We start from the raw sequence: 24,449 nt of genomic DNA, 5'->3' as shown, positions 1-24,449 counted from the left end.
CAGACTTAGAAATCAATGAAATTAATACCTACATATCTTATAATACCTACTGTCGTAGCATTGTTTTTTTGCATTTCTTGTAAAACAGATCAAGAAAAAGGCTACATCAAAATAGATGAATTAAGAAATTTATATTCACAAAATGATGCTAGAAAATGGCCTGATCCACAGTTAGATGCCTCCATAAAGCGTTCACAATTTGAGGATATAGGAGTATTGCCTAAAGTTAAATATCCAGAAACAAATCCATATTCTCCAGCTAAAAAGGCTCTAGGTAAATCCCTATTCTTTGATCCAAGATTATCTCAAAGCGGTCAAATAGCATGCGCCTCTTGTCATAATCCAGAATTAGGCTGGACAGATAATCTCACCAGATCCTTCGGTCACCTACGTAAAACTGGTAAACGCAACGCCATGACTATTATGAATAGCGGTTATGCGCATGAGTTGTTTTGGGATGGAAGAGCAAGTAGCCTAGAAGATCAAGCTCAATTTCCTATACCTGATAATGTAGAGATGAATTCTAATCTGGATATAGCAGTAAATAATATCGCCGCCATAGATGGGTATGCGCCATTGTTTAAAAAAGCATTTGGCGATAAACAGGTAACTCTAGAACGTATTCAAAAAGCAATTGCCACTTTTGAACGTAGTATCGTAAGCCCCAAAAGTAAATTCGATCGTTTTATTTCTGGTAAAAAAGACGCCTTTACAGATCAAGAGGTATTAGGTTTACACCTGTTCAGGACAAAAGCCCAATGTATCAACTGTCATAATACACCTTACTTCAGTGATAATAAATATCATAATGATGGACAGGCTCTTTTTGGAACTAAAGATGAAGATTTTGGAAGATATTATGTCACAGGAAATCCAGAAGATCTAGGTAAATTTAGAACTCCTACTCTACGAGAAGTTTCAAGGACTGGTCCATGGATGCATCATGGTCATTTTCCATCTTTATTAGACGTCGTAGAATTTTACAACTTAGGAAATCCAGCTCCTATTCAAAAGAAATATTTAGGAAAAGGTAGAGATTCTCTTATACCTACAACATCACCTTTACTTAAAAAGCTAGAACTTACTAGAGAAGAAATCGATGCGGTTATTGCATTTCTAGAAACCCTAGAAACAAGAACACAACGTGTTAATCTAAATTTAATACCAAAGGATAACAATACTGAATAACAAACCTTTTTCAAAAACCTTTATGAATTTTACGATACGTACGCTCTGCATCTTAATAAGTTGTATTACCACTGCTCAAAAAATACCTGAAAATGCCAAAAGCTTGATAAGCGATCAAGAGCGTCAAAAGATAGATAGTGTAAAAACCATAGACTGGTTATCTTATGACTATGAATATTTAGATCAAAATTTTCATATTCAAGTACCTCATGAGGTGTTTCAAAAAGGACTCACGGACGGTAAGTTTATAAAAGAACGCATTACAAAATATAGCGACTCCTTGAGCGTAGTACTTTCTGTAGAATTAAAAGATCAAGTAGCTACTCGCATCGCTGGAATGCAAATTAATTACAGTTGGGAACGACTAGGCTGGAATTTGCTAATGACCGCATCGCAGGCGCAAGAATTAGGAACAGTACTAAATTTTGATTTACCATACCAAGTTAAAAAGTACCTAGAAAATACTTCTAATCAAGACGCAAAACGCTTAGAAATATTAAACAACTTACGTACTCGTGTCGCTCAACTAGAACAAGTTACCGAAGATGTGAACGATTTATCACTAAAAAACCTATTCAACAGAGCATTTAGGTATAGTCCAGAACGATTGAATAAAGTAAAGGAAATACATGCCGCTCGAAAAGCTACAAAGGTTAAGAAATAATCAAGATTTTTAATTTATAGCTTTTGGAACGGTTCCAATTTCGCGAAAGCATGACTGTTATATTTCTTAACAACCTCTTCATACTTTTTCCTAAATTCTAACTTCTACATAGAAACTACTACATACTAAATACTACTTTTGCAACATGAGCCAAGACATTTCTAAAAGATATGCACAGCGTGGTGTGAGCGCTGGCAAAGAAGACGTACATAATGCGATTAAGAACGTAGATAAAGGATTGTTTCCACAAGCCTTTTGTAAAATCGTTCCCGATTCTCTTACAGGATCTGAAGACCACTGTCTCATCATGCATGCCGATGGCGCTGGGACTAAATCCAGTCTCGCTTATATGTATTGGAAAGAAACTGGAGATATCTCGGTTTGGAAAGGGATCGCTCAAGATGCGCTCATTATGAATGTAGACGATCTACTTTGTGTAGGTGCGACAGATAATATTCTACTTTCTAGCACCATAGGTAGAAACAAAAATTTGATTCCTGGCGAAGTAATCTCGGCCATCATCAATGGAACCGAAGAGCTCATCGCCGATCTTAAATCTCACGGCGTAGAACTCATTTCCACTGGTGGAGAAACGGCAGATGTTGGTGATCTTGTAAGAACTATCATCGTAGATTCTACTGTAACCGCTCGTATGAAACGTAGTGATGTAGTAGATAATGCAAACATTAAAGCTGGCGATGTGATTGTAGGGCTTTCTAGCTCAGGACAAGCCACCTATGAAACCGAATACAATGGCGGAATGGGATCCAACGGTCTTACCAGCGCTAGACACGACGTATTCAATAAAAGTTTAAAAGAAAAATATCCAGCGAGTTATGACGCTGCCGTTCCAGAAGATCTGGTTTATTCAGGTTCAAAAAACTTAACGGATACTGTTGATGGAAGTCCGCTGGATGCTGGTAAATTAGTGCTATCTCCTACTCGTACTTACGCACCTATTATCAAGAAAATATTAAGCGATGTCAACCGAGATGACCTTCACGGTATGGTGCATTGTTCTGGTGGTGCTCAGACTAAAATTCTACATTTCGTAAAAGACCTTCATATTATAAAAGATAATTTGTTTGAATTGCCACCACTTTTCAAAATGATCCAAGAAGAATCTGGTACAGACTGGAAAGAAATGTACCAAGTATTCAATATGGGACATCGTATGGAACTTTATGTAAATGAATCTATTGCACAAGACATTATCGATATATCCAATTCATTTAATGTAGATGCAAAGATTATAGGTCGCGTAGAAGCTGCAGATTCTAAAAAGCTTACTATCGATAGTGAGTTTGGGGTTTTTGAGTATTAAAACCTATTAACTGTCAAGCTGAATTTAGTTCAGCTTCTCATAGATAGGTACGATAATACAATTTTCTCTCGCAAACTTATCAGTGCTTGATAAAGGTTTCAATCTGTATTCCAATTTTCAGACAAATCATTCCAATCTGGATTTTCTTCTTCTATCAGGTTGATTTTCCATTCTCGATGCCAGTTTTTCAATTGCTTTTCCCTTGCAATTGCATCATTTATATACTGAAACTCTTCAAAATAGACGAGTTTATTAGCATTGTATTTTTTCGTAAAAACCGACCCTTCTCCTAAATGATGTCTTCTCAATCTATCCTCAATTCCGCCAGTAACTCCTACATACATAACACCGCGTTTCTTATTCGTTAAGATATAGATCCAGTATAGGTGTAACGATTTAAAAGCCATTAGCTTAAAATTAATAATTTTTTCGTCCCCAATGAGTAGATGCTGAAATAAAATCAGCATGACAGATTACATTAAGTTTTTTATCAATTCATTCGTTTCACAACTTCTAACTTCGGCTCAATATAACGTTTACAAAAAGGAGCATCAGGTCTTGTTTTGTAGTAATTCCGAATAGATTCCCTAGATGATTCAAAAGTTTCAAAAGGCAATATTAGAGTGATGTAATTTTGATTCCGCTTTCGCGAAAGCGAGACCGTTACAGCCTCTACTCTACTTTTCATTTCTAGGTCAAAATAATAAATCGCACTGCGGTATTCACTTCTACGACTGTGCTGTTTTGTAGAAGCATGCGTTTGTAAATGAATATCAATGATTTTTTCTAAAAGCTTTAAGTCACTAAAATGAATTATAATAGCCTCACTTTTTTGATCATATGGTTCAAGGCTAGAAATATAACCTTGTTCTACTTTAAGAACACCTTCTACCGCTTGAAAAACTGCTTCTGTACACCAGTGGCAGCCTCCACCTAAACCTAATTTAAATGTCAATTTAATTAAATTTATAGGAGATTCCTATCTGTGCTAAAAAACTCAAATCTTCTCCTGCCGTTTGCCAATTATCAGAACCTCTAAAAGTGTTCATAGGATCTGTCCATAATAATCCTGTATTGAGGTTCAATCTCAAATTTTGATCCAATCTTAGAGTAAAAATACCGTCAAAAGATAGAGTCATAAACTTATCTTCTCTAGGAGGTAAATTCATGTTTTTAATTCTCACAAATTCTTGATGAGTAATTCCCATACCTGCATTATAACCGACGTTAAATTTTTTATCAGTTCTCAATCGCTCGTATAACAAAGATGTAGTAAACATCTCTACCGTTCCATCTATAGGTGCTAGAGTTTGATAATCATTTCCAACCACGTTCACACTCGTATTTTGTAATCTTAGTTTCAAACCATCAATACGATCCTTAAAATTATATTTAACATCTAGATAGAGCGATGCCGGAGAATCATAGGCAGCAACAGCGTTAGCATCAATATCTTCAATAAAATAAAACGCTCCACTTCCTGCTCCAGCTCCTATTTCAAAGGTTTGTGCTATAGAAGTCATTGAAATTAAAATGCTCGATACCATAAGAATATTTTTCATGTAAAAGTGTTTTTAGTAAGACAGAGATTCAACAAGTTTTATGCCGAAAAATTACAAGCAAATTCCGTATTTTCGCAGCAGTTCACAAAGACCATGATAGATAAATTAAACATTGTAAAAAATCGTTTTGACGAGGTAAATGACTTGATCATTCAGCCAGATATTATCTCAGATCAAAAACGATACGTACAACTTACTAAAGAATATAAAGACCTTAAAGCGCTTATGGACAAGCGTGAGGTTTACATAGAATTGACCGCAAACCTAGAAGAAGCGCAAGAGATTATTGCAGACGGAAGCGACGCTGATATGGTAGAAATGGCTCAAATGCAGCTAGACGAAGCTAAAGAAGCTATTCCTGCCCTTGAAGAAGAAATACGAATGATGCTGGTTCCTAAAGATCCTGAAGATGCTAAGAATGCTGTAATGGAAATACGCGCAGGTGCTGGTGGAGATGAGGCAAGTATTTTTGCTGGTGATTTATTCCGTATGTATGAAAAATACTGTTCTAGTAAAGGCTGGAGCACATCGGTAGTAGATACGAGTCATGGTACAAGTGGTGGTTATAAAGAGATCATCCTTGAAGTAAATGGAGAAGACGTTTACGGAACTCTCAAGTTTGAGGCTGGAGTACACCGTGTACAACGTGTTCCTCAAACCGAAACTCAAGGTCGTGTGCATACCAGTGCAGCAACAGTAATGGTACTTCCAGAGGCTGAAGAATTTGACGTAGAACTAGACATGACAGAAGTACGTATTGAACGCACCACTTCTACTGGTCCTGGTGGACAATCGGTGAACACTACCTATTCTGCCATTAAATTACACCACGAGCCTACGGGAATGATCGTAAGTTGTCAGGATCAAAAGTCTTCTCACAAAAACTTAGAAAAAGCTTTAAAGGTTTTACGTTCTCGTTTATACGAAATGGAGCTTGCAAAAAAGATGGAAGCCGACTCTGAGAAACGAAAAAGTATGGTGAGCTCTGGTGACCGTAGTGCAAAAATTAGAACCTATAACTATTCTCAAGGTCGTGTAACAGATCATAGAATTAATCTTACTTTATATGATCTAGATAATATCATTAATGGTGATATTCAAAAAATCATAGACGAACTTCAACTAGTAGATAATACAGAGAAGTTACAAATGAATGATGATGGGATATAATGATTTATAACACGCAGAATTGCACATGATATCAATCGAGATAAACCACTAACAATAAAAGTGTATCAAAACAACAAAAGCAATATAGACTTCAACCACAATTACTATTTTTAAATACTTCAGCTATGAATAAATTATTAAAATTCTCACTACTATTTTTAAGCATTTTCCTATTGCAGTCATGTGATAACAGCGATGATGAATCCACAGATAATTCTACCTTTCAAGAGGAATTAGCTAGTGTCAATTTTAGACAATTAGAAGGTAATGCACCTGATGGTCAAGTTATCTTTACCAATTTTCAGTACGTGACCTCATCAAACGGTGACTCTGTATTATTAACAGATGCCATTAATAATAGAAGTCTTAAAATTACCAGTAACTTGACTGACAATCCCAATAACTTTATATTAATTGAATATACAGATATCAACGGTAATCTATTATCTACTAATACTGCAATTGATAACAGACACATTTTGAATGTTGGAAGCAACATAAATGATGATATAAAATTTCAAGGTAACTTTAGTGGTCAAATTGGGGATGGCACCGATTTAGCTGGATTTATTTTGGATGTACAATTTAATAAATAATTTATATAGACTTTCTTGCTTATCAAGTCCGTTATAGAAAAGCAGTTTTATCAATGGGATTAGATATAGGTCTTTAAAACATAATTTATATTATTATAGATAAATATTATTTCCATTTTATCTGTCACGAATTATAAAAGAACTATTAAAGCCTGTTATATAATTTTCATGTTTTTGTAAATTATGAACTAAATAGTTTGACATAAAGTAGAATCAAATAGAATCCCCAATTATGGGAAAGACCAGAAGACATTTTCACACTTTTGATGCCTTGCGGTTTTTCTCATTTTTGCTGGTTTTTTTACATCATATTCCAGTACCATCATCACATTACGCCTCGTTTTTCTCAAAAAGTGGTGGCGTAGGTGTCATTTTTTTCTTTGTATTAAGTGGCTTTTTAATCACTTACATTCTATTAGAAGAAAAATCTAAAACAGGAAAAATTTTACTTCAAAAATTTTTCATGCGCAGAGTTTTGAGAATATGGCCTCTGTTTTATGGAATGATCCTTTTTGCTTTTTTAACGCCTTATATTCTAGAGTTTTTCCAGCTTCCATTTTCAAATGAAGGTTACGAACCCAACTGGCTTATGTCATTGTTTTTTCTAGAGAACTATCAAATGATGATGACAAATAGTTTCCCTAACGTATCTCCATTACGATTGATGTGGACACTTTGTATTGAAGAACATTTTTATATTCTTTGGGGAATTATCATGTATTACATTCCTATCAAAAAAGTACCGCATTTAATATTGGGATCTATCATTACCGCTTCTGTTTTTAGAATCGTTTACCAGCACCTAGGATTACCGACTTTAGATCTGTTAACTAACTTAGACTATTTTGCATTCGGTGCTATTCCAGCTTTTTTGTGGATAGAAAAAAGACAGATTATTAATATATTATCTTCTATTCCTATATCTATAAAATATGGAATTGCCGTTGCGATTTTAGCGCTCAGTTTTTTACTTCCTAATGTATCGTACGCACCACTCTATTATGTAGCACCTATTTTATATGGCATCTCCTTTACCAGCTTAATTCTATTTACGCTTTGTCATAAAAATGAGATTAAAATACCTGATAACTACTGGATAAGTAAGTTAGGTATTTTTACTTACGGACTCTATTTATTTCATATCATTATAGTCAATTTATTATTAAAGCTATTAGACCAGCTTGAACTAGGTTTTAGTTGGCATCTATTTTCAATAGTAGCATTAATTTGTACCATACTATTAAGTATGACTTCTTATTATGCATTTGAAAAACCATTTTTAAGACTTAAAAAGTACTTTTACTAAATTTCATTTTCTGATCAAAAACATCTCGATATGACTTTATCACATCTCAGCAAACAAATAGAAAACAAAAAATCATTCCTTTGCGTAGGTCTAGATATTGATCTTGAAAAGATTCCAACTCATCTGTTGCAGGAGGAAGATCCTATTTTCGCTTTCTCGAAAGCAATAATAGAAGCTACTCATGATCTTTGTGTAGCTTATAAACCCAATACCGCTTTCTTTGAAGCTTATGGTGTAAAAGGATGGATGGCACTTGAAAAAACAATCAATTATCTCAATAAGAATTATCCCGATCACTTTACCATAGCCGATGCTAAACGTGGCGATATAGGAAACACTTCTACTCGTTATGCAAAAGCTTTTTTTGAAGATTTAAATTTTGACAGTGTCACGATCGCTCCTTACATGGGGAAAGATTCGGTGGAGCCGTTTCTTGAATTTGAGGATAAGTTTGCCATTTTACTAGCTTTAACCTCTAATCAAGGTGCTTTTGATTTTCAGACTAAAACTGTCGATGAAAAACCCTTATATCAAGAAGTCTTGAAAACAGCTTCACAATACAAAAACAGTGACCGATTAATGTATGTAGTAGGTGCTACAAAAGCAGAATACTTAAAAGAAATACGTCAGATAGTTCCCAATTCATTTTTACTCGTTCCAGGAGTAGGCGCTCAAGGCGGTAGCCTAGAAGAAGTGGTTACCTATGGCAAGAATGATCAAGTAGGTCTTCTTGTTAATTCATCTCGCAGTATTATATACGCATCCAACGATACTGATTTTGCTGACGCTGCAAGAGCAAAAGCTCTTGAATTGCAAAAACAAATGGCTGAGTTGATTTAGAATCATTTCAAAATCACTTTATTTATTATTCCAGCATCTCGGCCCCATTGTCCTGCGGACATTTCCTTAAAGGGGAAACATATATAAAACTCCTTTCAGATCCCTGATAATTTGCTCAAGCAAATTTCTGGGAAAGGAAAAATGAGCAAAGAGAGCGGCAGCAAGCTTTGGTCGGAAAGGTTGATGCAGTGTTGCAAACTATTCTAAATCTATTATAAAAATTAGTGAAACAGTATTTCCACCCTTTAGGCTTAAGAATTGGAATATGTTTTTTTTATTGAGAAAATTTCAAACATCTTTCAACCACTCCTGATTGCATCGCGGCTGGAGCCACGAGGCCAATCTGTCCTCGCCTATTCTTAGGCGAGGAGTTTTTAAAAAACTCCTTTCAGATCCCTGATAATTTGCTCAAGCAAATTTCTGGGATCTGAAAGATGAGCAAAGCAAGCCGCAGCGAGTTTTGGTCGGAAAGGTTGATGCGGTATTGGAAACTACTCTAAATCTATTATAAAAATTGGTGAAACAGTATTTTCAGCCTTTAGGCTTAAGAATTGGAATATGTTTTTCCTTGAGAAAATTTCAAGCATCCTTAAACCACTCCTGATTGCATCGCGGCTGGAGCCACGAGGCCAATCTGTCCTCGCCTATTCTTAGGCGAGGAGTTTTTAAAAAAATTCCTTTAAGGTCCCTGATATTTTGCTCAAGCAAATTTCTGGAAAAGGAAAGGTGGGCAAAGAGAGCGGCAGCGAGTTTTGGTCGGAAAGGTTAATGCGGTAATGGAAATCTTCTATAAAATATTATGAAATTCTTTTAAACAACCGCACACAGTAGAAGAATGACAGTTATCTTAATTCCTAAAAACCATAATCAAACGATCTGATGTTTTTTCATCATAATCCTCGAGATGGTAGTTACCATAAACATCTAGTAAATCCAGTCCAGCTTCTTTAAAATAGCTTTGAAAATCTTTTAAAGTGAGCGCGCTTACTCGTTCTGTAAAGTGGTAATCGTGATCGTTGTCCCTAAATTTGATGTCTTTATAAATAAAACCATCTTCAAAACGTCTAGAATTGTGAAAAGTAATCCCTTCTTCGGTTTTGGAATTTTGAGCTACCAGATTTTTGATCACATAATGCGAGTTCATAAAATCGATGACACCATAGCCTCCAGGCTTTAGATTAGCTTTTATAGCTTTTATGGTCTTTAAATTGTCTGCTGCATCATCAAAATACCCAAAACTGGTAAACAGATTGAAAACCGCATCAAAAGTTTGATCATATGGAACGGTCATGTTGTGCACATGGAACTCAATGCGAGAAGCATCGATAGGACTTAGAATGTCATTTTCTTGATTGTTTGATACTCGCGATGCAGATTTTTGTAATTCCGCTTTCGCGAAAGCGATACTACTATCTGACAAATCAACACCAGTTACACGATATCCTAGCTGATTCAAATACATGCTGTGACGACCACGACCGCAGGCTAAATCCATGATATGAGCGTTCCTATCCAATTCTAACCGCTGTGTGAGTCGCTGCATGAATTCGCCAGCTTCTTTATAATCACGATCGCGATAGAGAATGTGGTAGTATGGCGTGTCAAACCAATTTGCGTACCACTGATCTGATGTGTTTTGATTGCTCATAGACCGCAAAAATACCGTAATTTTGCCGTTCAAATCTCATGATGATGTCCCAAAATTTTAAGATGATTGCCAAAACGCTTTTTGGCCTAGAAGAAGTCCTTGAACAAGAGCTCAAACAACTAGGTGCTATGAACATAAAACGTGGTGTACGCATGGTAGAATTTACTGGCGACCAAGGCTTTATGTACAAAGCAAATATGATGTTGCGAACTGCGATAAGAATCTTAAAACCTATTTATAGTTTTAGAGCGCGCACCGAAGTTGACTTGTATGACGGTATCTATCAGTACGACTGGTCTAAGCACTTGACACATCACGATTCTCTTGCGGTTCATGGTACGATTGCATCGCAATATTTTAATCATAGTCAGTATGTGGCGTTGAAGACGAAAGATGCGATTGTAGATCAAATACGTAATAAAACGGGACAGCGTCCAGATGTAGATACCAAACATCCTGATTTACGAATTTCTGTGCATATCAATGATCAAAATGTAGATGTTTCCCTAGATACCAGTGGAGAACCTTTATATAAACGCGGTTATAGAGATAAGACTAACGTCGCTCCTATTAACGAAGTGCTTGCAGCTGGAATTATATTGTTGAGCAACTGGGACCAGCGTTCCACTTTTATTGACCCCATGTGTGGTAGTGGAACGATTGCTATAGAAGCAGCCATGATAGGCGCTAACATTGCTCCTAATATTAATAGACCAGAATTTGGTTTTGAAAAATGGCCCGATTATAATAATGAGCTGTTTGAAAATATACAGGCAAGTTGTTTGAAAAAAATGCGCGAATTTGACGGTAAAATTATCTCCCGCGATGCTGATGGTTATACCGTCGAGAAAGCGATAGAAAACGTAAAAAACGCCAATCTCACGGACTTTATATCGGTTGAAAAAGGTGATTTCTTTAGAGATCATCAAAGCGCGAGTGCATTCTTGATGTTCAATCCGCCGTATGATGAGCGTATTTCTGTAGATGTGGAAGAATTTTATAAGTCTATAGGTGATACGTTAAAACAACGTTATGCCGGTTCTACCGCATGGATGATTACTGGAAATCTGGAGGCATTAAAATTTGTAGGTTTGCGTCCATCACGCAAGATCCAATTGTACAATGGTAAAATTGAGGCTAAACTTGTGAAATACGAAATGTATAAAGGGACGAAGAAGTTGCATAAAGTGAGAGCTCGTGAGGAGGAAAAGTAGTCTCTGAGTCTTTGAGTTGGTGAGCTGTGAGTTTTTACTCTTGCGCCAGCCCCATTGTCCTAGCGGACATTTCCCCAAAGGGGAAACCTAAATTAACTAAATTTGCGATTGCAAAAGCAGATCTCTGATAAATTTGGAAATTGCATGACTACATAATTAATTATCTCTGAGCCAAATTTTCTGAGATGATTTTGAACAAAATATGAATTTACTTTTACCTTTTCTTGCTGTTCTTCTAGGGTTTGTTGCGGCTATAGTTATCAAGCCTCAGTCTGCAAATCGTATGAAATTGTTGCTGGCTTTTTCTGGTGCTTTTTTACTGAGCGCGGTTGCCAGTGAGTTTTTACCAGAGATCTATGGAACTGGAGAAAGTACTTATGCTGCCTATCTTATGGGTGGCGTTTTTTTACAAATTATTCTAGAGTTCTTTTCAAAAGGTGCAGAGCATGGTCATTTGCATGTGAATAAAGACGTGAGTGTTTTTCCGTTTTTGTTATTTGGAAGTTTGTGTTTGCACGCGTTTTTAGAAGGAATGCCACTGCAGGAAAGTCACGGGCACGATCACAATCATGGAATGGGAATGCTTTATGGAATAGCTGTACACAAAATTCCTATTGCATTTATACTGACTTCGTTTTTACTGAATAGTAAGTTTAAAACCTACAAAACAATCCTTATCATTTTGTTTTTTGCAGCAATGTCACCGTTAGGAAGTCTTACTGCTGGAAATATTGAATTTCTTCAAGAGGTGATGTTACCTATAAAAGCGATAGTCGCAGGAATCGTTCTTCATGTTTCTACGACTTTGATTTTAGAAGCTAGTGAAAATCATAAATTTAATCTGGCTAAGATTGTAGTAATGGTTTTGGGTGGTGTTTTGGGGTTTTTGTTGTAATGGATAAGTTTTTCTACCCTACATAAACCTCAATTACTTTAGCGGCTTGAGTATCTAGAAAAACTTGAGTGGCATTTGCTGGTATAAGAACCGTTTCTCCTTTACTTACTTTTTCTATACTACCGTTGATCTTAATTTCAAAGGAGCCTTCTACACACATATAGATCACAAAAGAATCTTTAGAACTATAATCTACAGATGTAGGTTGTTTTAAATCCATAACTGTGGATGTAAAATAAGGACAACTGGCTAGAACTTTTGAATTACTACAAGAACTGTTTTCGGTTGATGGGTTTGCTGCAGCTTCATCTCTTTTTACTGCTTTAATAGATTGCTCTAAATGCAACTCTCTTCCTTTTCCTGATGTATCTACTCGATCCCAATCATAAACTCTGTATGTAATGTCAGATGTTTGCTGAATCTCTGCTGCGAGAACGCCTGCTCCTATCGCATGGACTTTACCAGCTGGAATAAAAAAGGCATCTCCTTTATTCACTTTTTGTTTGTTTAAGATTTGATCTACATTTTCTTTTGTAATCGCTCTCAAAGAATTGGTAGTTACTTTCTCGTTTTTAAATCCATTGATAATGGTAGCATCTTCTTCTCGATCCATGATGTACCACATTTCTGTTTTACCAAACGAATTGTGCTCTGCTTTTGCCATTTCATCATCTGGATGTACTTGTACAGAAAGATCTGTGTTGGCATCGAGGTATTTAATCAACAACGGAAACTCATTACCAAATTGACTATAATTTTTACTTCCTACAAAGTCTTGTTTGTGTTCTTTAATCAAGTCTGTGATGCTACTACCTTTATAAGCACCATTGTTCACTACAGATATATGACCTTCTACTCCTGATATTTCCCAGCTTTCTCCAATGGAATCGCTGGTTGATTTTTTATTAAGAAGTGACTTTAATTTAGTTCCACCCCAGATTTTTTCTTGTAAAATAGGTTCAAATTTTATAGGATAAGTAGTCATGATCTAATGTTTTAATGATTAGTAAAAGTTTATGCGGCAATAGAAAATTCAGTTGATGTTGGGTTCAAATCAAAAGCACCTCCGTAAATGTTATGAATTGTATCTGCTTTTCTCATCACATTGTAGCTCAACCAGATTTGTGTCAATTTTGCTGGAATAATTAAAGCGTCTTTTGTTCCTAATTTAGAATCGTCTACATGAACCCATCTCATTAATGGCTGCTCGGTAATTCTTTTCATCACGTTCTTTTCTCCTAAATGTCTTTTAAGTCTTAAGAAAATCTCTACATCAAAGAGCCATTTACTTAAAAAAGCATCTTTGTAAACCACAGGTACGATATCTCTTGTAAATACTTTTGCGCCACATTGTGTGTCTCTTATAGACATTCCCAAAATCAGTAAGATGAATTGTTTGATGAATTTTGATAGAACGTTCCTCATAAAGTCACGTTCTATCTTACTGCTTCCACCAGAATTTCTAGAACCGAATACCATTATTTTATTCTCTTTTTCTAAGGTTTTTACTAGGTCTTTGAAATCTTTAAAATCGGTAGAAAGGTCTGCATCCATAAAACCAATGTTAGAAATATGCGACTGACTGTATAAGAAACGTGCTCCTGCTCTAACTGCCGTTGCTTTACCAGAGTTCTTTTTTACATCTATAACACTAATTGACTCTGGTGCCATATCTTTCATAGTGTGGAGAACATCTAATGTTTGGTCCTTACTTCCATCATTTACAAAACATAAATGGTAGTCTTCATTTTCTTTGATAAAAGAAACAAAAGCGTCTTGATCCAGTCGTTTCTCTTCATTGTAGCAAGGGATTATAATTCCAGTTTTCATGTGATATATTTTTAAGTTGTTATCAATTACACTGCAAACATATCTTGCTAACGCGCCCCAAATCGGCGCTTTTCGATGGATGAACGAGAACCATCGACAGAAACCACTCGTCGATAGATGTACCATTTATCGAAAGAATTATCTTTACATCGTCTAAAGATTCAGTACATTTCAAATTCTTAATGAAGGCATCAAAAACAAATAAATACCTCATCACGGCTGTTCTACTTGGAATCATATTCCATGGTACCTCAATGTTTTTTACAGTAGAGCGTACTTATGATGCCTTGATTCATTTGTTTTTTGCAAATCATTATGCTACCAGCTGGTTTGAGCCGTGGAGTTATAGCTGGTATACTGGATTCACAGTTATGGGATATCCGCCGCTGGTACATCAAACTATCGGAGTGCTTTCTTTAATCGGCGGTCTTAAATTTGGGATGTTTACCGTTGCTTTACTAGGCGTTGTCTTGTTTATTACTGGTGTCTATCGATTTACCAAAGTTTTAATTCCTAACGAAAAAGTTGCCGGTTATGCTGCTATCATGGCGGTTTTCTCCTCTTGCTTTGTAGAAACCTTGCATATTTTTGGCCAGTTGCCCAGTATTATCGGTATTTCCATTCTCATGCATGCCTTGCCCGAAATCTATAAATGGCTCAAAACGGGAAAGAAAATCGCACTCTGCAAAGCTCTTGCCTTACTAGCTGTCACGGTGACTTCTCATCACGTCACTCCTATTTTCGGAATGGTATTTTTTATTTTTCCTTTGATAGGTACGGTGATCATGGATGCCGCACGAGAGCAAGTAAATAGCAATAAGGAAATTACTTTTTCCGCTTTCGCGAAAGCACTCTGGAACAAACTGAGACGTATTATCACATTTGGTGCCTGTTCATTAATCCTTATTATAGGTTGTATCCTACCTTACTGGATCAATACCAAAAACAACCCTATTACTCAAGTACCTATCCCGCACGGTTCTAGAGATAATTTTCTAGAAGTGACCTCTTCTGGACTGGTGTTTTTTGTTATTCCGTGGGGAATTTTATTAGTGTTTTTACCCTACTTTTTATATAGATTTTACAGCAAGCGATTGTTGTTTTTTGGCTTCTCCTTTAGTTTACTATTTATTTTGGGAACTGGTGGAACAACTCCTGTACCGCTCAAGTTACTAGGTGAAAATGCTTTTAACATTCTGACTTTAGACCGATTTACCTTATGGGCATCGATCATGGCGTTACCGTTGTTTGGTGAATTTTGTTATCGTTTTACAGATGGCGATTACAAAGAAATTTTACAAAGAAAATGGGGCGCTGTAGTACATCGATCCACTGGCGGATTTCTTGCTGTTGCCTTTATTTTCATGGCTGTATTTACCATCACACTAGGGAAATTCAGACCTAGCCAGCCAGACGAGATCAATATGCAACCCATTGTAAACTTCTTAAATGAAGACGATCATGATAAATGGCGTTATTTGCCTTTGGGATTCGGTGATCAAATGGCATGGCTATCTGCACAGACTAATGCGACTACGGTGGACGGTAATTACCACTCGGCAAGAAGATTGCCAGAGCTTACTTCTAGAGCTGTAGAACGTCTAGAAAATTCTAAATACCGCGGTATTGAAGGACTAGGTTCTTTGCAACAATTTCTTACCGTACCAGAAAAGTTTCATTTGAAATATGTGTTTTCTAATGATAAATTTTATGATCCACTACTCTACTTCACCGGTTGGCACCGATTGAGTTTATTAGAAAACGGAATTACCGTCTGGGAAAAAGCAGGAATCTCGCCATTACCAAGTATTTTACCTAAAGATGATGTTCCCTTATTTCAAAAATTAATGTGGGGAATTATACCATTTTCTACAGTTGTGATTTCTATATTCTTGTATTTAGGAAGTATGCTGTTCTATTCTTACAGGAAGAAAGAAAAGAAGCGTCTCTATATATATGAAAACGGACCTGAAACACAGAAAGGTCAAGGATGGTTATACGGGATCTCCATATTCTGGTTAGGTGTTATGATTGTACTAGCTAGTATTATGGTGTATGGAATTTACGTTGAGAAGTCAGTACAATTGACTCCAGAAAGTGTAGTAGCCGCATATTATGATGCGATAGATTTTAAAGAATTTGAAAGAGCCCATTCTTACATCTATCCTGCAAGTGAAAAAGATATCTCGCAGTTCATGCTAGAAGTATCTGTTACTGATGGTTTACTGAGCTCTTATGCAAAAATGGACAGTATCGCGGTAACCGTTGTCGACCAAAATGAATCCACCGCAAAAGCCATTGCAAAAATCAAATGGATTACACCTCTTAAAGAAATCCAGACCACAGATACACTTTCTATAACAAAGAATAAAGGAGATTGGTTTATCGTTCCCGAAGAAGTAGATCCTGACATCCCACCAGATCAATTGATGTTTGAAAGCGGAACGCGATTTTTTAATCATGGAAAACGTAAAATCACTTCAGAACAAACCTTTCATGAAGATGTGTTGAAACAACCTGTTGTAGAAGTTACTACGGCCAAAATGATACAGCGCGATTCTACTTTCTATATTGTGGGATCTATTCAAAATGTAGATAATATTCCAGCAGATATTGCCGTAACTGGAGCTTTGTATGACCGCGACAATAAAGAAATAGCGCGATATAATTCACAAGATATCGTGAAACATAAATTACTACCCAAGGAAACAACTCCTTTCCTGATTCAATTTGACATTACTTATGATGAGGAAAAGTTATACCAAGTGCCTTCTAATTTTGAAGTGCAAGTAAAAGCAAATGTCGCTACTACAGATTTGTATCAAACCGTTGCTCCTTCACAGATTGACATTAATGAATCGCAATTAAATGGATTTTTATTTAACCCTAGTATTGAAGCAGCGACTATACCACAACTACTCATCAGCTATTATAATGAGAACAAGGAATTGATCTGGACTGAGGCAGTTTATATAGATGAAAGTGTGCGCCCACAACGCAAAAGACCGTTTTCTATCGTTCTTCATGATTTAGATTTACCTATCGTTCTATCATCACATCTGGATAATGTATCTATCAACGGATTGCCTAATCAAAGTATTTCTGATAAAGTGCATCCTAATAGAAATAAGTCTGGTGAGAAGGAGTTTTTACTATCTGTCTACAATAAACCTTATTCCTTTATCTCGATAACTACTAACGCCTATATAGGGAATCCGCGATGAGAAAGTTAGTTAGCAACATAACGTTTTGGGCTCTTATCGTGATGACAGCGATCATCTATTCTTGTTCAGAAAAGCAAAAAATAGGAAAAACAGCCATCGCCGCCGACGCTTTTAAAATAGTTACACCTATTGATCAAGTGGTAACTAAAAATGGAATTGAAATTAAATTTCAGTCCTTTGATAAAAAGGATTTTGAATTACTAGAGTTTGTCGTATCAGGAACCTACGGAACTACGGTTATAAAACCTCAGCTGGATCAAGATCAGTTAGCTATTCACATTCCAGAAGTTATTTCTCAACATGCAGGAATTATAGAATGGAAACTTATTGCGGGAGAAACAACCTTAGAAAGAGGTTCTTTTAAATTATTACCTAATATCAAACAACTTAAAACTGTAGAGAACTACGTCGGGCCACGCAGTATTATTTCAAATGAGCGCGATTACACCATGTTGGTGAGCATTCCTGCAGATAGCCTGGATAACATGTTACCAGATCAAACAGTTGTACAAATGAGCAAGCAGTTCAAAGGCGATATTACTACTACTACAAAGAAAATTCAATCTGGATTTGCCTGGCAGCGCATTCCAGCGCCGTTGACTACTGGTAGATTAATCACTGGAAGTACGTTGCAACAAATTTCTTCTAAAGAACTGGTCGTGGACATTTTTCCAGACATCGCTGTCCCTTTTAAAATCACAAAATCCAGCAATCACAATTATGCTGATGGAAATGAAATTATAATTTTACAAACCGATCAAATAAAAGATTCACATGGTAATATTATGACCGATGGGACTTTAGTTACTTTTTTCATTAAAGATGACCATGACAATAGCTGGCAAACTACGGCGAATACGGTTAATGGTTACGCTTTCGCGAAAGCGTTACATCCACAAGCACCATCTACCTGGACGGTAAAAGGAGTGATCAATGGAATGGTAGAAAGTCCAGAATTAAACATCACATTTAAATCCATCATTGATAAAATACCTTTTTCTTTTTCAGAAAATAAAACAGTTACTATAGGACCGTTAACCAGTTATTTAGGACAACTCGTTCCAGATGGAATTCCTGTACAATTAAAAATTGATGGCAGCGAAATCATTTTAAAAACACATAACGGTATCGCGACGTACACCTTTGACACAAAAATAATTGAGCCGAACACCTATGATATCCAGATCAAAACTTTAGGATTAACGACCACCAAATTTATAGAGCTGAAGTGAAAAAAAACAAACTTCTATATCGATCATTTATCATTATTGCTTTTCTAGCGGTTAATGCTGTAATTATTTACGGAATCAGTCAGGTGATCGCATACCTCAATACTGGTGCAGATACTTCCAAAATGCTGCACTTAGATCTTGCTCGTACAGACTATTACTTGCCTGAAGTAACCTGGGAAAACATTGACAATCCTGGAAGACCTTTGGAACCTGCAAATCAGCTAAAAATAGAACAAGATTATCTAGACGCATGGTACGTTAAAAATCTAGCTTTAGAGAACAACAACAATGATGGAGTTTATGATCATTATACAGAAAGTGCTCGAAAAAAAGTAAATGCATTAATTGAGTACAATGCAGCTCAAGAACTCCAAATTAAATCCACAACTTTAAGTCATAACATTTCTCTAGAATTTTATAGCGCCGATGGAACCATCGCTGTTTTAACAGACAAAAATGTTACAGGAATTGAGAAAATTTACCACAACAAACAGTTTATAAATGAGCGAGAGTTTAATGAAGATTACAGAATTATTCTACTGCTGGAAGATGGATTCTGGCGTGTGCGTCATTTTGAAAAGCTAGCTATAAATGAAGTGGAGACTTATAATCAAACGATTCCGCTGGAGATAGAGATGATCAATGGAGTTAATTATTATCCGCAAGCGCATCCTTGGGACACGTTTAATGAAGCTGTTGATTCTACGCTTCTGGCTGATGATTTTAAAATCATAAAAGATTTGAACTTAAATACGATACGTGTTTTTATAGGTTATGAAGATTTTGGAAAAGCAAATGTGAACCGAGTAAAACTGAAAAGACTAAAAACGCTACTCGATCAAGCTCATAAAGCCGACTTAAAAGTGATGATCACGCTTTTTGATTTCTATGGTGATTATGATCTGAAAAACTGGACTCTGACAAATAAACATCTGAGAGCTATTGTAAGTGAGGTTAAGGATCATCCAGGAATTCTAGCCTGGGACATTAAAAACGAACCTAATCTTGATTTTGAAAACCGTGGAGAAGAAAATGTCCTTTCTTGGTTATCTCAGACCATAAAAGCAGTTAAGAAAATAGATTCCACTCACCCAGTAACTATAGGTTGGTCCAATACTAAATCTGCGTTGCATTTAGAAAATGAAGTTGATTTTATTTCCTACCATTATTATGAAGATATCGATGACTTAAGCGCTTCTCACAAAGCCTTAGAAAGTCAAACTTCAAAACCTGTTGTATTACAAGAAATAGGATTGCCTAGTTATGATGGTTTCTGGACACTAGATGGAAACAACGTTTATGATCAAGCCGAATTTTACGGTAAACTTCTTGAAACTCAAGAAAGAGACAGCGTGAACTATCTCTTTTGGACATTATATGATTTTGATGACATCCCAACTGATGTTGCTGGTTCCTTACCATGGCGTAAGAATAAACAGGCGCATTTTGGGATTATCGATTCTACTGGTGTGAAGCCTGCTTATTTGTTGATTAAAAATAATTAGTTCGAAACCTTTTCCCCAACCCTAAAGGGTAAGGTTTCTAATCCTTAAGAACTAAAGAACTTTTGTTTCCAAATCCTTTAAGGTTGAGGAACGGAAACAACACCGAAAGTTTTGACAAATCATCTATTCGTGTTGGCATCGTCTAAATCAGTTCTCGATACTTTTTTATTGATTAGTATTTGTTTCCTTTCATTTCAATTAGACAAGAAAAGTATTAGGTTTCAATACCAGCATCATTCAACCTATCCGACCAAATTTCCGTAAACTCCAATTTGCCCACCTTTCCTTTTCTAAGGAAAGGAGTTCTTAAAAGAATTCGTAAGATTTGACATGTCAACTATTCGTGTCTGCTTAATATAGATCTAATCGAAAAGTATTTCTTATTCAACAAAACATGCCAAGAGAAATACTTGGCATGTTAGATAATAAATATTCAAAACAATTAAGCTGCAACAGCCATTTGAGTGGCTGCTACCAGTTGATCATTAAAAGTGTTCAAATACATTTTAGTAATTACTGACATTGGTAATGCAGTTGCAGCTTGATAATTAGTTTTGGCAATTTTATTTCTATAGGCTTTGTTTACTACAAGAGTTTCTATTGCTGCAGCTAGACTTTTTACGCTTTCTGGCTCAAAAAACTCGCCCTTGTAACCTTCTTCTTTCACTAAAATGCTTAAATCTCCCAAATCTGGCATCACTACAGCTTTTCCATAACTACCAGCCTGGTGCAATACGCCAGAGCTTCCTGTAGTAGATGTATAAGGAAATACCACCATTGCACTTTCTGAGAAGATTACCGGAACGTCTTCTTCTGCTACGTAGCCAGTAAAGGTAATATTAGAAACATGACGGTATTGCTTTTGAACATTTTCTAGATATCCTAAGGTATTAGGGTTATCAGTTCCTGCGATCACAATTTCTAGATCTTGTCTTGTATTTTTTCTAACTAGTTCTACTGCTTCAATAAGTTTCTCTACCTTTTTATAAGTACCGAATTTCCCAAAAGTCATAATCTTAAGTGGTCCTTCAGGAAGTTCATAACTTGGCTCTTCTGGGATTTCAAACGTACCATGTGGTATCAATACACAATTTTTTGCGTTGTATTTATTTTCTAAGATATCTACATACTTACTAATGGTAAGTACTACTTTATCTGCTTTAAGAATTACACGAGTAAGCATTTCTCCAATGAAATTAAAAGCTGCCATTTTAATTTTATTATCTGTAAAACCAGCGCTAGATAAATCTACTGTTTCCATAATATTATGAAGTAAAACAGTTGTTTTTACTTTCATCAACTTAGTCAACCATGGAGAGAACAATCCTAATGCTGCAGGTACTTTCTTATCGCCAAATTTCATGAATTGTAAATTATACAGTACGTGATCTGGACGGCTTTTTCTTATTGCCTTTGCGATACTAAACAGATTTTTATAACTATTAAACTTCCAGCATGGCTGCACTGTTACTTTGCAACCTTCCTCTTTAAAATCAATCTCAGCATTTGCAGCAGTGTCGTCAGTAAGTAAAACGATTTCTGTAACTTCTTCATGCCGTCTAAAGTGTTTTACTAAATGAAAAGCGTATTCATTAAGCGTTACTTTACTTGGAGGATATGCGGTTACTAAAGCTAATTTCATAATCTTGATTTTAAAGTATTGGAACTATTTGGAAATATTAAGCGGCTATGCTGTAAAAGTTTTGCGGATTGTTAATCTCTTTGTATAACTGTACAGCATCAGCTGGAGTGGCTCCATAAAAAAGGAACTCTTGATCATCAGTCAGATTGTTTTCTAATTTGATGAATTCTCTAAGTAATGATTTCTGGTTTGATGTTACATCACAAAAGTTGACAATTACTCTAGATTCTATCGCTATTAATCCTTTAAAGAAATTTACTACCTCAGTAATATGAGAGCTAGATACTGCTCCTTTTAAACAAATTACTCCTTCTATGTTTTTGATTTCTAATGCCATGGTATTTATTTTTAACTGTTGTTATTGTTATTTGACAGTACAAATATCTAGTATACTTCCCTTGATTTTGAGAAATTACGATGGATCGACATTATGTATCGATGAATGATCGTTTCCGCTCGTTTGAGTTTTTTAATACTGCTGCTTGTCATCAAAGAATATTGCATAAACCATATTATGTACATATATTTGTACATATTAAATACATTGCCATGCAAATAACAACCGTTTCTGATTTTAGAAAAGACCTTAAGACTTACTTAGACCGAGTTGTAATGAACTTTGAGACCTTGCTCATCAATCGTGGCAAAGATGCTGGAATTGTAGTGATGTCATTACAAGAGTACAATTCTTTAATGGCTACAAATCACGAGCTTTCTTCAAGAAAAAATGAATTGAGATTAGATGCTGCTATAGACAAGTTAAAAAACGGAACTACGTTTAATCAAGACCTCATAGAAGATTAAAATGAGGTATGTTTTCGTAGACGAATCTTGGGAAGATTATTTGTACTGGCAAAAGACAGATAAGAAAAAACTGAAGAAAATAAATGAACTTCTTAAAGACATCGCTAGAAATCCTTTTGACGGAATAGGAAAACCAGAACCATTAAAACATAAATACGCAGGTTTTTGGTCCAGACGAATTGATAGCGAACATAGACTCATCTACCAATACCGAGAAAACGAAATTTTGATTGCAAAATGCAGATTTCATTATGATTAAAAAGTACTAGCTATCGAGAATTTGATCTTAGTTTTTAATCAAGCATTCTTTTTCAAGTCTTCATAAAATTGTCAAGTCGAGCGCCGTCGAGACTGTTTATTGATTTCCCTTTTTTAATCGTTTTCGACTGCGCTCAAACTGACCTCTCAACTTCTTATTTCTTATCTTCTTTGATTAAATATAATCCAGTTTTTTTATTCAAATTCACTTTAACTAGAAGGAAGATAAGTAGCAATTAGGATATGAGCCACCTGATAAAAAACTTTACAAATTTTCTATTCGCTTTTTATAAAACTCCATAATCAACCACTATACTGATCATAAAAGAAATAAGAAACTTGTGCTACAAGCAGCGCTGCCATCACATAAACCTGAGCCATCACTACTTGAAAAAGGCTCTCGTGAAAAAAGATAATCGCCACCACTTGTAACATACCAAAAACTGCTGTAATGATAATAGGCTGATACTTATCAATAGAAAGAAAGTAATACGCAAAAATATTAGACAGTGCAAAAAACGAAGTCGCCAGCGCATACCACCCTAAAAGTCCAGCAATACTTTTATACTGCTCGCCAAAAAGAATGGTTACAGCAAATTCTGGAAATAAGAACGTGAAACTTACAATCGCAAGAGATAGTAAAGAAATATAACCTAGGTACTTTTTTAATACAGGAACTGGATTCTTACCATTTTTGCGGCTTTCTAATACTTGTGGTAACAGCAGCATCACAAACATCCAGGTTACAAAATAAACCACTCTACCTATTAAGGCAAGTGAAGCGTATAATCCTGCATCATAAGATGGAAAGTAATGTTTTACTAATAAGATGTCACTGTTGTTACACACGATTTGCGTGAGCTCATAACAAGCAGTAAGCACAAAGAAAAGTGTAATTTTTTTCTGCTGTTCTTTAGGTAGAATGAGTTGTTGTGTTTTTTTTAAAGCACCTTTTTGAAAAGGAAATAAACCAGCGATAAAAGAAACCGCGATAGCTATGGAAACGGCATATTCTGATGGTAAATCAAATAGGATCAAAAAGGTAAAGGTGAGTAGCAGTCTGCACAGCATTTCTAATTGATAAGTCATCGCCAGAGGTCCAAATTTACTATCACCTTGTAAAATCCCACGATTCACACTCATGATAAAATACAAAGGTATCGCCAGTCCAAATGCAACGAACATTCCAGCAGATTGCGTCTGGAAAACAGTTTGCAACTCGCCAGCAAAAACTACGGTAGCCATTCCTAAAACGATTCCTGTGCTTAGGGCATATTTGTATGCTTTTGCAATGAGGTGTTCTCGTTGTAGCTGTGCTAACTCGACCGTGAATTTTGTTACGGTAAGTTGAAACGTCATCGCTACAAATGAGAGTGCAAGTAGCAAAGTGATCAATATCGCAGCATCGGCAAATTGAGCTGGTCCTAAATAACGACCTAATAATAAATTGTATAAATAATTCCCGCCATTCACTACAAAGGCGCTCAGCATAAAGAGTTGTTCTTGTGTAAAAGTCTTTTTTATTTTGTGTGCGATGGCGATCATGA

General features: G+C 35.9%; 23 protein-coding genes. 14 read left to right on the top strand and 9 right to left on the bottom strand.

Features of this window, described 5'->3' with window-relative positions:
• Positions 1–15: 15 nt before the first annotated feature.
• The 3 genes from DDD_RS13135 (at position 16) to DDD_RS13125 (ending at position 3,176) form a co-directional block, all read left to right on the top strand.
• Positions 16–1,188: a cytochrome-c peroxidase gene (locus tag DDD_RS13135; RefSeq protein ID WP_015363393.1), complete on the top strand. Its 1,173-nt coding sequence runs from the start codon at positions 16–18 to the stop codon at positions 1,186–1,188.
• A gap of 22 nt (positions 1,189–1,210) precedes the next feature.
• The gene (locus tag DDD_RS13130; protein ID WP_015363392.1) at positions 1,211–1,852 is read left to right on the top strand and encodes a hypothetical protein; all 642 of its coding nucleotides are present in this window, start codon (positions 1,211–1,213) and stop codon (positions 1,850–1,852) included.
• A 145-nt stretch (positions 1,853–1,997) separates the two neighbouring features.
• Positions 1,998–3,176: an AIR synthase related protein gene (locus DDD_RS13125; protein ID WP_015363391.1), complete on the top strand. Its 1,179-nt coding sequence runs from the start codon at positions 1,998–2,000 to the stop codon at positions 3,174–3,176.
• A 98-nt stretch (positions 3,177–3,274) separates the two neighbouring features.
• On the opposite strand, the gene DDD_RS13120 is transcribed toward DDD_RS13125, so the two are convergent.
• The 3 genes from DDD_RS13120 to DDD_RS13110 all read right to left on the bottom strand — a co-directional run bounded on the left by DDD_RS13120 (position 3,275) and on the right by DDD_RS13110 (position 4,738).
• Complete coding sequence (locus DDD_RS13120; protein ID WP_041567458.1) at positions 3,275–3,583, bottom strand: GIY-YIG nuclease family protein; 309 nt, start codon at positions 3,581–3,583, stop codon at positions 3,275–3,277.
• Positions 3,584–3,666: 83 nt separating this feature from the next.
• Entirely contained in the window at positions 3,667–4,131 is a 465-nt protein-coding gene (locus DDD_RS13115) for a peptide-methionine (S)-S-oxide reductase (RefSeq protein ID WP_015363389.1), read from the bottom strand.
• Position 4,132: 1 nt separating this feature from the next.
• Entirely contained in the window at positions 4,133–4,738 is a 606-nt protein-coding gene (locus tag DDD_RS13110; protein ID WP_015363388.1) for a hypothetical protein, read from the bottom strand.
• 93 nt (positions 4,739–4,831) lie between these two features.
• Here DDD_RS13110 and prfA point away from each other — a divergent pair, with 93 nt between their 5' ends.
• The 4 genes from prfA to pyrF all read left to right on the top strand — a co-directional run bounded on the left by prfA (position 4,832) and on the right by pyrF (position 8,650).
• A complete protein-coding gene (prfA, locus tag DDD_RS13105; RefSeq protein ID WP_015363387.1) occupies positions 4,832–5,908 on the top strand; it encodes a peptide chain release factor 1 in 1,077 nt (358 codons plus the stop codon).
• A gap of 125 nt (positions 5,909–6,033) precedes the next feature.
• Positions 6,034–6,504 carry a hypothetical protein gene (locus DDD_RS13100; RefSeq protein ID WP_015363386.1) on the top strand — a complete coding sequence of 157 codons (471 nt, stop codon included), beginning with the start codon at positions 6,034–6,036 and terminating at the stop codon, positions 6,502–6,504.
• A 232-nt stretch (positions 6,505–6,736) separates the two neighbouring features.
• A complete protein-coding gene (locus tag DDD_RS13095; RefSeq protein WP_015363385.1) occupies positions 6,737–7,810 on the top strand; it encodes an acyltransferase family protein in 1,074 nt (357 codons plus the stop codon).
• 30 nt (positions 7,811–7,840) lie between these two features.
• Complete coding sequence (gene pyrF, locus DDD_RS13090) at positions 7,841–8,650, top strand: orotidine-5'-phosphate decarboxylase (protein WP_015363384.1); 810 nt, start codon at positions 7,841–7,843, stop codon at positions 8,648–8,650.
• Positions 8,651–9,497: 847 nt separating this feature from the next.
• On the opposite strand, the gene DDD_RS13085 is transcribed toward pyrF, so the two are convergent.
• Positions 9,498–10,298, bottom strand: coding sequence for a class I SAM-dependent DNA methyltransferase (locus DDD_RS13085; protein ID WP_041567164.1), 801 nt, complete (start codon positions 10,296–10,298; stop codon positions 9,498–9,500).
• Between the two features lie 44 nt (positions 10,299–10,342).
• Between DDD_RS13085 and DDD_RS13080 the strand changes: the two genes are divergently transcribed.
• Positions 10,343–11,512: a THUMP domain-containing class I SAM-dependent RNA methyltransferase gene (locus tag DDD_RS13080; RefSeq protein WP_041567163.1), complete on the top strand. Its 1,170-nt coding sequence runs from the start codon at positions 10,343–10,345 to the stop codon at positions 11,510–11,512.
• A gap of 202 nt (positions 11,513–11,714) precedes the next feature.
• Entirely contained in the window at positions 11,715–12,407 is a 693-nt protein-coding gene (locus DDD_RS13075) for a ZIP family metal transporter (RefSeq protein WP_015363381.1), read from the top strand.
• Between the two features lie 13 nt (positions 12,408–12,420).
• On the opposite strand, the gene DDD_RS13070 is transcribed toward DDD_RS13075, so the two are convergent.
• Positions 12,421–13,392 (bottom strand): type I phosphomannose isomerase catalytic subunit, encoded by a 972-nt coding sequence (locus tag DDD_RS13070; RefSeq protein WP_015363380.1) that lies wholly within the window; start codon positions 13,390–13,392, stop codon positions 12,421–12,423.
• A gap of 29 nt (positions 13,393–13,421) precedes the next feature.
• The gene (locus DDD_RS13065) at positions 13,422–14,237 is read right to left on the bottom strand and encodes a dolichyl-phosphate beta-glucosyltransferase (protein ID WP_015363379.1); all 816 of its coding nucleotides are present in this window, start codon (positions 14,235–14,237) and stop codon (positions 13,422–13,424) included.
• Positions 14,238–14,419: 182 nt separating this feature from the next.
• Between DDD_RS13065 and DDD_RS13060 the strand changes: the two genes are divergently transcribed.
• Genes DDD_RS13060 through DDD_RS13050 form a run of 3 tightly spaced genes read left to right on the top strand, consistent with a single transcriptional unit; the run spans position 14,420 to position 20,198 of the window.
• On the top strand, positions 14,420–17,461 hold the full coding sequence (locus DDD_RS13060) for an integral membrane protein (RefSeq protein ID WP_015363378.1): 3,042 nt from the start codon (positions 14,420–14,422) through the stop codon (positions 17,459–17,461).
• A complete protein-coding gene (locus tag DDD_RS13055; RefSeq protein WP_146250824.1) occupies positions 17,458–18,693 on the top strand; it encodes a hypothetical protein in 1,236 nt (411 codons plus the stop codon). Before DDD_RS13060 ends, DDD_RS13055 begins: the two co-directional genes overlap by 4 nt.
• On the top strand, positions 18,690–20,198 hold the full coding sequence (locus tag DDD_RS13050; protein ID WP_015363376.1) for a glycoside hydrolase family 2 TIM barrel-domain containing protein: 1,509 nt from the start codon (positions 18,690–18,692) through the stop codon (positions 20,196–20,198). The genes DDD_RS13055 and DDD_RS13050 overlap by 4 nt, the downstream gene beginning before the upstream one ends.
• A 442-nt stretch (positions 20,199–20,640) precedes the next feature.
• Here the strand turns inward: DDD_RS13050 and DDD_RS13045 are convergent, their stop codons facing one another.
• Both DDD_RS13045 and DDD_RS13040 read right to left on the bottom strand, forming a co-directional pair.
• Positions 20,641–21,840 carry a glycosyltransferase gene (locus DDD_RS13045; protein WP_015363375.1) on the bottom strand — a complete coding sequence of 400 codons (1,200 nt, stop codon included), beginning with the start codon at positions 21,838–21,840 and terminating at the stop codon, positions 20,641–20,643.
• A gap of 37 nt (positions 21,841–21,877) precedes the next feature.
• Positions 21,878–22,177: a hypothetical protein gene (locus DDD_RS13040; protein WP_015363374.1), complete on the bottom strand. Its 300-nt coding sequence runs from the start codon at positions 22,175–22,177 to the stop codon at positions 21,878–21,880.
• 212 nt (positions 22,178–22,389) lie between these two features.
• Between DDD_RS13040 and DDD_RS13035 the strand changes: the two genes are divergently transcribed.
• Positions 22,390–22,644: a type II toxin-antitoxin system Phd/YefM family antitoxin gene (locus DDD_RS13035; RefSeq protein WP_015363373.1), complete on the top strand. Its 255-nt coding sequence runs from the start codon at positions 22,390–22,392 to the stop codon at positions 22,642–22,644.
• A gap of 1 nt (position 22,645) precedes the next feature.
• Positions 22,646–22,903 carry a Txe/YoeB family addiction module toxin gene (locus tag DDD_RS13030; RefSeq protein WP_015363372.1) on the top strand — a complete coding sequence of 86 codons (258 nt, stop codon included), beginning with the start codon at positions 22,646–22,648 and terminating at the stop codon, positions 22,901–22,903.
• Between the two features lie 302 nt (positions 22,904–23,205).
• Here DDD_RS13030 and DDD_RS13025 read toward each other — a convergent pair whose 3' ends face one another.
• Positions 23,206–24,447: an MATE family efflux transporter gene (locus tag DDD_RS13025; protein ID WP_015363371.1), complete on the bottom strand. Its 1,242-nt coding sequence runs from the start codon at positions 24,445–24,447 to the stop codon at positions 23,206–23,208.
• Positions 24,448–24,449: the final 2 nt, after the last annotated feature.

The sequence above is a fragment of the Nonlabens dokdonensis DSW-6 genome, assembly GCF_000332115.1.
Classification (GTDB): Bacteria; Bacteroidota; Bacteroidia; order Flavobacteriales; family Flavobacteriaceae; genus Nonlabens; species Nonlabens dokdonensis.
This window is presented reverse-complemented; position numbering and strand designations above follow the sequence as displayed.